We start from the raw sequence: 9,957 nt of genomic DNA, 5'->3' as shown, positions 1-9,957 counted from the left end.
ATTTAGATAAACCAACAAGATCTAGGGAGTATAATAAAATTTTTTAAAAAAAAAAAAAATTTTTTTTTTTTTTTATAATATTAAAATCTCAGTTTGTTTTTGGAGGGGGGGGTGTTTTTTTTTTTGTTTTTTATAACACAGTTTTTTGGGGGCAAAAAACGCGTCTTTTTTTTAAACGGGGGGCCCCCCCCCCCCCCCCCCCCACCCGGGCCCACTCACAGCACCACGAAGCGCCAGCGCTTTGGCCGTTGCTGTTGCTGTTGCATTTGCCCTTCGCCTCTGCCTGCCGCAGGCATCGGCCCTCCCACCAGCCGCACCCGATACAATGGCCGTCTGCCGCAGACCGGCATCCCGTCCCCGAGCCAAAGAGTTGCCCATGTCCATTGTCCGCATGACCGACCTCGACCTCTCCGGCAAGCGCGTGCTGATCCGCCAGGATCTGAACGTGCCGATCGAGAATGGCCGCATCACCTCCGAACAGCGCATCACCGCTTCGCTGCCGACGCTCAAGCGCGCGCTGGAGCAGGGCGCGGCGGTGATGGTCACCTCGCACCTGGGGCGCCCGAAGGAAGGCGTGTGGAGCGAGGCCGATTCGCTGGCACCGGTCGCCCAGCGCCTGTCCGAGCTGCTGGGCCGCGAAGTTCCGCTGGTGCGCGACTGGGTCGACGGCGTCGACGTGCAGCCGGGCCAGCTGGTGCTGCTGGAAAACTGCCGCATGAACGTCGGCGAGGGCAAGGACGACGAGGCCCTGTCGAAGAAGTACGCCGCCCTGTGCGACGTGTTCGTGATGGATGCCTTCGGTACCGCGCACCGTGCGCAGGCCTCCACCCATGGTGTCATCCGCTTTGCACCGGTCGCGGCCGGTGGCCCGCTGCTGATGGCCGAGCTGGACGCGCTGGCGCAGGCACTGGATGCACCGGCCAAGCCGCTGCTGGCCATCGTCGCCGGCAGCAAGGTCAGCACCAAGCTGGAGTTGCTGGCCAATCTGGTTGGCAAGGTCGACCAGCTGATCGTCGGTGGCGGCATCGCCAACACCTTCATCGCCGCAGCTGGCTACAACGTCGGCAAGTCCCTGTACGAGCCGGACCTGCTGGACACCGCGAAGAAGATCGTGGCCGATGCCAAGGCGCGCGGCGCCGACATTCCGCTGCCGGTTGACGTGGTCACCGCCAAGCAGTTCCTGCCCGACGCTGCCGCGGAAGTGAAGGCGGTCGATGCCGTTGCCGAAGATGACCTGATCCTGGACATCGGCCCGCAGACCGCCGCGCAGTACGCGCAGCTGATCGAGAAGGCCGGCACCGTGGTCTGGAACGGCCCGGTCGGCGTGTTCGAGTTCGAAGCCTTCAGCAAGGGCACCGAAGCGCTGGCCCGCGCGATCGCCAGCTCGAAGGCGTTCTCCATCGCCGGCGGTGGCGACACCCTGGCGGCGGTCGACAAGTTCGATATCGCCAAGGACGTCAGCTACATCTCCACCGGTGGTGGTGCGTTCCTGGAATTCCTGGAAGGCAAGACCCTGCCGGCTGTCGCCGCACTCGACGCGCGCGGCGCATGAGTGCCGAGCGCGGCAAGGATGTGCTGTTCTTCGATCTCGACGGCACGCTGATCGATTCGCAGGTGGGCATCACCGCCTGCATCGCCTATGCGCTGCAGAAGATGGACCATCCGGTGCCGCCGCGGGAAACCCTGCTGGGCTGGATCGGTCCGTCGCTGCGCACCACCTTCGCGCCGTTGTTCGTCGAACCGGCGCGGGTGGAACGGGCCGTGGGCTACTACCGGGAGCGCTTCGACGTCGAAGGCTGGCGCGAGCACACGGTGTACCCGCAGGTGGAAGGCACGCTGCGCACGCTGCATGGCCGTGGACACCGGCTGGCGGTGGTCACCGCCAAGAACGAGCCGCACGCGCGCCGCATCCTCGCCCACCTGCCGTTCGGTGGGCTGTTCGAGGAGATCGTCGGTTCAACCCTGGATGGCTCGCGCAGCCACAAGCCGGAACTGGTCGGCGAGGCACTGCGCCGGCTGCAGGTGCAGCCGGCACAGTGCTGGATGATCGGCGACCGGCGCATGGACATCGAAGGCGCGCGCCACCATGGCCTGCGCAGTGTCGGCGTGCTCTGGGGCTTTGGCGGAGAGGCGGAATTGACGGAAGCCGGTGCCAGTCAGCTGGCACGTGAGCCGGCGCAGCTGGAAACGCTGCTGGCCTAGCTTCCTGTAGAGCCGAGCCCATGCTCGGCCCCACAGAACCGCCCCCCTGCGCCAGCGTATGTCCGGACGATGTCCGCTCCATGACCCGCGAAGTCAGGCGGCACAAGGCTGTAACCGTATACATGCGGCGTGAAGGATGTGCTAATTTCCGTTCTTTACCGGGAGAGGCCCATCCACCATGTTCGAGCGTCAGCGTCGCACCAAGATCCTTGCCACCCTCGGTCCGGCCACTGACCCGCCGGGCGTGCTGGAGGATCTGTTCCGCGCCGGCGTCAACGTGGTGCGCCTGAACTTCAGCCATGGCGATCCGTCCGGCCAGGCCAAGCGCGCCGCCGAAGTGCGTGCCGCTGCGGCCCGCGTGGGCGTGGAAGTGGGCATCCTGGCCGACCTGCCGGGCCCGAAGATCCGCATCGAGCGCTTCGCCGAAGGCAAGGTGCAGCTGAAGGCGGGCGACCGCTTCGACCTGATCGCCAGCGAGAACGCCGGCCCGGGCACTGCCAGCGAGGTGGGCGTGAGCTACCTTGGCCTGCCGCAGGACGTCGGCCCGGGTGATGTGCTGCTGCTCGACGACGGCCTGATGCAGTTGCAGGTGGTGGAAGTGCAGGGCGACCGTATCGTCAACACCGTGCTCAACGATGGTGTGTTGTCCGACCGCAAGGGCCTGAACAAGCAGGGCGGCGGCCTCTCGCTGGGTGCGCTGACCGAGCGCGACAAGGAGCTGATCGGCATCGTTGCCAAGATCGGCGTGGACTTCATCGCCGTGTCGTTCTGCCGCAATGCGCAGGACATGAACGATGCGCGCGACATCGCCCGTTCGCACGGCTGTGATGCCGCGCTGGTGTCGAAGATCGAGCGCACCGAGGCAATCGAGAACTTGGAAGAAATCGTCGAGGCCAGCGACGTGGTGATGGTCGCCCGTGGCGACCTGGGCGTGGAAATCGGCGATGCCGAGCTGCCGGGCCTGCAGAAGAAGATCATCAAGGCCTCGCTGGCGCAGAACAAGGTGGTGATCACCGCCACGCAGATGCTGCAGTCGATGGTGGAAAGCCCTATCCCGACCCGCGCCGAAGTACTGGACGTGGCCAACTCGGTCATCGACGGCACCGACGCAGTGATGCTGTCGGCGGAAACTGCCGCTGGCGCCTACCCGGTCAAGGCCGTGGAAGCGATGGCACGCATCTGCCTGGGGGCCGAGCGCCAGTTCCAGACCGAGACCGACTTCAACGCATCGCCGCGCAACCTGGAACGTGCCGACCAGGCGATTGCCATGGCCACCATGTTCCTGTCGCAGCACGTGGGCGTGCGCGCGATCGTGGCGATGACCGAATCCGGTGGCACGGCGCGTTACCTGTCGCGTTTCCGCGCCAAGGCGCCGGTGTTCGCGGTGACCCGCCATGACGGCGCGCGCCGCCAGATGGCGCTGATGCGCGATGTGTTCCCGATCAACTTCGACAGCCGCGGCCTGACCCCGCGCGAAGCCGCGCGCGGCAGCATCCGCCTGCTGGTGGAATCGGAACTGCTGCAGGCCGGTGATCGCGTCGTGTTCACCAGTGGCGAGCACATGGAAACCCACGGTGCCACCAATACCCTGCGCCTGCTGGAAGTGGGTGAGGACGGCCGCGCCATCGGCCTGGGCGACCTGTAAGTAATGCTGCCCTGGGGCCGGCGCCGCGTTGCGGATCCGACCCCGGGGTCGGATCCCCGCAGGGGCCCTGACCCCCTACGGCGGGACACGGCGTGTCCGGTGCGGACATTGGAAGCGTTTCCATCCTGTCCTCTACGGCGAGGCAACGGGCCGCGGGGCTATACTTGTGTTTTTCCCGCACCCGCCACAGGAAATACATGAGCATCGAACAGCTGGCTGAAACCGCCCAGGCCATGGTCGCCCCGGGCAAGGGCATCATCGCGATCGACGAATCCACCGCTACCATCGCCAAGCGTTTCGCCGGCGTCGGTATCGAGAACACCGAGGAGAACCGTCGCGCCTACCGCGAGCTGCTGCTGACCACGCCGAAGCTCAACGAGCACATTTCCGGCGCCATCCTGTTTGACGAAACCATCCGCCAGTCGACCAAGGACGGCGTGCCGTTCGCCAAGTACATGGCCGACCACGGCATGATTCCGGGCATCAAGGTGGACAAGGGTGCGCACCCGCTGGCCGGCTGCCCGGGCGAGCTGGTGACCGAAGGCCTCGATGGCCTGCGTGAGCGCCTGCAGGAGTACTACAAGCTGGGCGCGCGCTTCGCCAAGTGGCGTGCAGTCATCAACATCGGCGAGAGCATCCCGTCGGGTACCTGCATCGAATCCAACGCCCATGCGCTGGCCCGCTATGCAGCGCTGTGCCAGGAATGCGGCCTGGTGCCGATGGTCGAGCCGGAAGTGATCATGGACGGCGATCATGACATCGAGACCTGCTACGAAGTCACCGAAGCCACCCTGCGTTCGCTGTTCGACGCCCTGTACCAGCAGAACGTGCTGCTGGAAGGCACCATCCTGAAGGCGTCGATGGTCATCTCCGGCAAGGACTGTGAAGAGCAGGCCGATGTCGAGGAAGTGGCCGAGTCGACCGTGATGTGCCTGAAGAGCACCGTGCCGGCGATCCTGCCGGGCGTGGTGTTCCTGTCCGGTGGCCAGAGCGACGAGCAGTCCACCGAGCACCTGAACGCGATGAACCAGCTGGGCAACCTGCCGTGGCCGCTGAGCTTCTCCTACGGCCGCGCCATGCAGCAGGCCGCGCTGAAGCTGTGGGCCAAGGACATGAAGGGCAACTACGCTGCTGCCCAGAAGACCGTGTACGAGCGCGCCAGGGACAACGGCCTGGCGGCGCTGGGCAAGTGGAACGGTTGATCCGTCCCATCGCTGGATGAACAAGGCAGCGCCGGCATCACGCCGGCGTTTGCTTTTGCGGGTATCTTTTCCGCCCCCATGCGCCTGGCCGGTGCGTGGGAACCACATGGAAGGCCAAGGAGAAACAACATGCGTTTGGCAGCAATCACACTGGCCGTAGCCACGGTCCTGGTCGCCGGCGGGTGCAACCGCATCGGCGGCGGCGCGGATGCCGGCAAGGCCGCGTCGCTCGATTTCGACAAGCCGGTCTCCGGCGAGATCACCTCGCGCAGCGGCATCAACTTCAACGACGGCAGCCATCACCAGCTCTACCAGATCAAGCTGGAAGACAGGGATCTGGTCGGCCTGAAGCTTACTGGTGCCCTCAGCGGCTCGATTGCGGTCTTCAACAATGGCAGCCTGGTATCCACCAGCAACACCGGCTATGAGCGCGAGGGGGACGTCTCGCTGGCTTTCCGCGCCAACGGCAGTGGTACCTACCAGGTGGCAGTCAACGCCGATGGCCCGACCGCGTTCGGCCCTTATCGCCTTCGCGCCGAGAAGCTGAAGCCGTACGACGGCAAGCCGCTGGTGGGCAGTGGCGAGATCGTCGATATGCTGGCCAGCAACTCGCAGGACTACACCTTGCAGGTGGACAAGGCGGGCCTGTACGAGATCCGGCTGGTCTCGGATGCCTTCGACCCGGTGCTGAAGCTTTCCGGGCAGGGCGTGGATGCCGAGAATGACGACGGCGGCGACAGCACCAACTCGCGCCTGACCCTGTCACTGAAGCCGGGCAAGTACACGCTGACCGCGCGCGGCCTCGGCGACGGCGTCAGTGGCATGTTCACCTTGTCGGCCAATCGCATCGAGCTGCCGGGCAACCTGGTCGACCGCGATGGCACCGCATTGCCGAAGTCCGGCAGCGTGTACACGATGCTCGACAACGATGGCGTCCGCCGCTTCCTGCTGACGTTGGACCGTCCGACCAATGTGCGGTTGGATGCGATCTCCGGCCAGCTCGATACCGTGCTGCGCGTGGTTGGCGGCGATGTCGAACTGACCGACGATGACGGTGGCAACGATACCAACGCACGCCTGGAAGAAGCGTTGCCGGCTGGTCATTACACCGTCGAGGTGTCCAGCCTGAGCAATGGCGCGGGCATGGTGGAAGTACGCGTGCAGGTGGACGGCGCCAGCGCCGACGAGGCTGCGGCCTCGGCGGCAAGTGCTGCTGCCGACGCCGCCGCTGCTGTGGCCGATGATGCCGCCGCGGTGGAAGCTGCCAGCCGTTGAACGTGTTCCACACTCCGTGGGAGTGTGGACAACGGTGCTACAGGAAAGGCCGGGCAATGCCCGGCCTTTTCCTTGACGCTGACCGCCGGATTCAGTGCGCGGCGGCAAGGCCCGCATCACCCAGGGGCGGCAGCAGCGACCCACGCGGTTCGCTGTCAGCACTTTGCCCGGCGGCGCTCAACGCCTGCTGGTAGGCCTTGGCCGTTGCGGTATTGAACGCCACCAGCACGATGCGCATCGGTTGCGCATGGCTGCGCTGCCAGGCCAGTGTTTCGGTGACAGCGATCTGCGCGGCCTGGTACAACGGGTAGCCATACACGCCGCAGCTGATCGCCGGGAAGGCGATGGAGTGCACGCCCAGTGATTCGGCCAGCTGCAGTGACTTCCAGTAGCAGTTGGCCAGCAACGCCGGTTCATCGCGCTGGCCGTCGTGCCAGACCGGGCCTACCGTGTGCAGTACATGGCGCGCCGGCAACGCATGGGCACCGGTGGCGCGCACTTCACCCGTCGGGCAACGCACGCCCGGGCGCAGCTCCGGCAACTGCTCGCATTCGGCCCGCAAGGCGGGCCCGGCCGCACGATGGATCGCGCCGTCGACACCGCCGCCACCGAGCAGCGTTTCATTGGCCGCGTTGACGATCGCATCCACCGCCAGGGTCGTGATGTCGCCCTGCCAAACCTCGATCTTCATGCGTCCGTCTCCTGCCTGTGAGGTGATCCGCGCAGCATCTGCGCCGGCTGTTCCCACGGTAGGGGACAGGGCATCGATGCTGCGTCATGACCGTCTCACGCGCTGCGATCCAACGGCCTTCGCGCACGATGGCGGGCGACGCCTTCACGCAGGCTGAAGCGGGAAGGAGCCGGATCCTTTTCCGAACGGAAAAGGCTCTGACCCCGGCTGTTACGGCAGGCCGGCCAGCCAGTCGTCGTCGGATCCTTCGTTCACATCGGCGAACAGCGGTGTGGAGAAGTAACGTTCACCAGTATCCGGCAGCATCGCCAGGATCACCGAGCCCGGTTCAGCGCGGGCAGCGATGTCCAGCGCGCTGGCCACGGTGGCGCCGGCGGAGATGCCGACGAAGATGCCTTCCTCGGCGGCCAGGCGACGCGCGGTGGCGATCGCGCGATCATCTTCGACCGAGACCAGTTCATCCACTACGTCGCGGTTGAGCACGTCCGGCACGAAGTCCGGGGTCCAGCCCTGGATCTTGTGCGGCTTCCAGTCATCCCCCTTCAGCAGGGCGGCGCCGGCCGGTTCGGTGGCGATGATGCGGGTCTGCGGGCGTGCCACCTTCAGCACTTCGCCTACGCCAGTGAGCGTGCCGCCGGTGCCCCAGCCGCTGACGAAGTAGTCCAGCCGCTTGCCGGCGAAGTCGCGCAGGATCTCGGCAGCGGTGGTGTTGCGGTGATACGCCGGGTTGGCCGGGTTGGCGAACTGGCTGGCCAGGAACCAGCCGTGCTGCTCGGCCAGCTCGGCCGCCCTGCGCACCATGCCGCTGCCGCGCTCGGCGGCCGGGGTCAGGATCACCTTGGCGCCGTAGGCACGCATCAGCTTGCGGCGCTCGACCGAGAAGGTTTCGACCATGGTGGCCACGAACTTGTAGCCGCGCGCGGCGGCGACCATCGCCAGTGCTACGCCGGTGTTGCCCGAGGTGGCCTCCACGATCGTGTCACCCGGCTTGAGCAGGCCACGTGCTTCGGCATCGAGGATGATCGCCAGTGCCAGGCGGTCCTTCACCGAGCCGCCCGGGTTGAACGACTCGACCTTGGCGTAGACGCTGACCTGTGGCGGCGCCAGGCGCTGTAGCCTGACGATGGGGGTGTTGCCGACGGTATCGAGGATGGAGTCGTACAGGGCCATGGGAGCGCTCCGGAAACGGGGCCGCGCCGGGTTACGGCGGGCGAAGGGGGGAGGGCTGGCCGTTCAGGCCAGCGGCTGCCGGCTGACCGTAGCGCCGGCATATGACGCCCGGAAATGACCAGATACCTTTCTTAAACAACCTTTGGTTATAAGCTGGTGACGGCAATTGACCCTAGAGTGGACGTCCGCCCCATGCCGCCTGCCTGCCCATGACGCTGACCCAGCTGCGCTACCTGGTAGCCATTGCCGACGCCGAGCTGAACATCACGCTGGCCGCCTCGCGCGTGCACGCCACCCAGCCCGGCCTCTCCAAGCAGCTCAAGCAGCTGGAGGACGAGCTCGGCTTCCTGTTGTTCGTGCGCAAGGGGCGCAGCCTGGAGTCGGTTACCCCGGCCGGAACCGAAGTCATCGCGCGTGCCCGCGCGGTGCTGGCCGAAGCCAACAACATCCGTACGTACGCGGCAAACCAGCGGCGCGAAAGCCAGGGCCAGCTGATCCTGACCACCACGCACACCCAGGCGCGCTTCGTGTTGCCGCCGGCGGTGGCGGCGATCAAGCAGGCCTATCCGCAGGTCAGCGTGCACCTGCAGCAGGCCGGTGAAACCGACGCGCTGGACCGCTTGAACCAGGGTGACGCCGATATCGCCATCATCAGCACCGCAGGCGGTGAGCCAACCGATGGCATCGCAGTGCCGCTGTTCCGCTGGCGACGCCTGGTGGTGGTACCCAAGGGCCACCCGTTGGACCGCGCCGGCCGCGCACCGGACCTGGCCGCGCTGGCCCGCCAGCCGCTGATCAGCTACGAATCCTCAACCCGACCGAACTCATCCCTGCAACGCGCCTTCGCCACCAATGGGCTGGTGCCCGACCTGGCGCTGACCGCGCTCGATGCCGACCTGATCAAGACCTACGTGCGCACGGGGCTGGGCGTAGGCCTGCTGGCCGAGATGGCGGTCAGTTCCAATGACGAAGACCTGAGGTCGTGGCCGGCGCCGGATCCGATCAGCGAGTGCATCGCCTGGGCGGTGTTGCCGCGCGACCGCGTGCTGCGTGATTACGCGCTGGAGCTGGTGCATGTGCTGGCCCCACAGATTGATCCGCGCGACCTGCGGCGGGTGCTGGATGGCAACCAGGCCGCAGCGTGGCCGGTGCCCCCGACCTGGGAGTCACTGACCCAGACCATCACGGTGTGAGGTGGGTCGAGCAGGGCGTGCCGCCCTGCACCCGCTACGACATTCAAGCAACAGCAACAGCAGAAGCGTGCATTCCGTGGGTTGGGGGGGCGGTGTCGGAATGCGGGGACGCTGCAAGTACGTCCCTGTAAGCTTGGCAGCCGCTTGCTCGTGTGCGCTTTCCTGCGCACACGGCAAGACCGGGGTTGGGCGTCCTGCCCAACCCGCCCGAGGCATGCCTCGGGCCCATGCGGCTGACACCCCGCACTCCGACACCGCCCCACCTCTGACACATTCCGGCGGCTGTTGGCAGGTGTCGACCTTGGTCGACACGGTAGATCCACGCCATGCGTGGATGCTTTTCGATTCCAATTCGAAATATTCGATTCCGATGGAGATTCATCCACGCATGGCGTGGATCTACTGCAGACCGCAGAGATCTGTCGAAGGCGGGGTGGGTCCGGTTGCGGGGGCGTGAGCCGCATGGATGCGGCGACCGAGCTTACATGGGTGAGGGCGCTTTGCTTGCGAAGCACTGCTTCGCAAGCGCCCGAACGCACAGCCGCCAGCGGCTGGGCCGGGCCCCGGAGGGGTACTTGC

Annotated in this window: 8 protein-coding genes; 6 read left to right on the top strand and 2 right to left on the bottom strand. The window is 65.9% G+C overall.

Going from position 1 to position 9,957, the window contains the following annotated elements:
* Positions 1–376 precede the first annotated feature (376 nt).
* The 5 genes from WDC87_RS21180 to WDC87_RS21160 all read left to right on the top strand — a co-directional run bounded on the left by WDC87_RS21180 (position 377) and on the right by WDC87_RS21160 (position 6,324).
* Positions 377–1,552 carry a phosphoglycerate kinase gene (locus WDC87_RS21180; RefSeq protein ID WP_072168480.1) on the top strand — a complete coding sequence of 392 codons (1,176 nt, stop codon included), beginning with the start codon at positions 377–379 and terminating at the stop codon, positions 1,550–1,552.
* Positions 1,549–2,202 (top strand): HAD hydrolase-like protein, encoded by a 654-nt coding sequence (locus WDC87_RS21175; protein ID WP_072168481.1) that lies wholly within the window; start codon positions 1,549–1,551, stop codon positions 2,200–2,202. The genes WDC87_RS21180 and WDC87_RS21175 overlap by 4 nt, the downstream gene beginning before the upstream one ends.
* Positions 2,203–2,380: 178 nt before the next feature.
* The gene (gene pyk / locus WDC87_RS21170; RefSeq protein WP_005418863.1) at positions 2,381–3,847 is read left to right on the top strand and encodes a pyruvate kinase; all 1,467 of its coding nucleotides are present in this window, start codon (positions 2,381–2,383) and stop codon (positions 3,845–3,847) included.
* Between the two features lie 197 nt (positions 3,848–4,044).
* Complete coding sequence (locus WDC87_RS21165; RefSeq protein WP_019660018.1) at positions 4,045–5,049, top strand: class I fructose-bisphosphate aldolase; 1,005 nt, start codon at positions 4,045–4,047, stop codon at positions 5,047–5,049.
* A gap of 129 nt (positions 5,050–5,178) precedes the next feature.
* On the top strand, positions 5,179–6,324 hold the full coding sequence (locus WDC87_RS21160) for an ABC transporter substrate-binding protein (protein ID WP_180867398.1): 1,146 nt from the start codon (positions 5,179–5,181) through the stop codon (positions 6,322–6,324).
* Positions 6,325–6,415: 91 nt separating this feature from the next.
* Here WDC87_RS21160 and WDC87_RS21155 read toward each other — a convergent pair whose 3' ends face one another.
* Together WDC87_RS21155 and cysK are read right to left on the bottom strand one after the other, a co-directional pair.
* Positions 6,416–7,015, bottom strand: a complete 600-nt coding sequence (locus WDC87_RS21155; protein ID WP_065185299.1) for an O-acetyl-ADP-ribose deacetylase — start codon at positions 7,013–7,015, stop codon at positions 6,416–6,418.
* A 210-nt stretch (positions 7,016–7,225) separates the two neighbouring features.
* Positions 7,226–8,185, bottom strand: a complete 960-nt coding sequence (gene cysK / locus WDC87_RS21150; protein WP_061479314.1) for a cysteine synthase A — start codon at positions 8,183–8,185, stop codon at positions 7,226–7,228.
* A 209-nt stretch (positions 8,186–8,394) separates the two neighbouring features.
* Between cysK and WDC87_RS21145 the strand changes: the two genes are divergently transcribed.
* On the top strand, positions 8,395–9,378 hold the full coding sequence (locus WDC87_RS21145; RefSeq protein ID WP_061479313.1) for a LysR family transcriptional regulator: 984 nt from the start codon (positions 8,395–8,397) through the stop codon (positions 9,376–9,378).
* The last annotated feature ends 579 nt before the right edge of the window (positions 9,379–9,957 follow it).

It is taken from the genome of Stenotrophomonas maltophilia group sp. Smal12, assembly GCF_037079935.1.
Classification (GTDB): Bacteria; Pseudomonadota; Gammaproteobacteria; order Xanthomonadales; family Xanthomonadaceae; genus Stenotrophomonas; species Stenotrophomonas sepilia.
The sequence above is the reverse complement of the archived record's forward strand: the minus strand, read 5'-3'. Positions and strand labels throughout refer to the sequence as shown.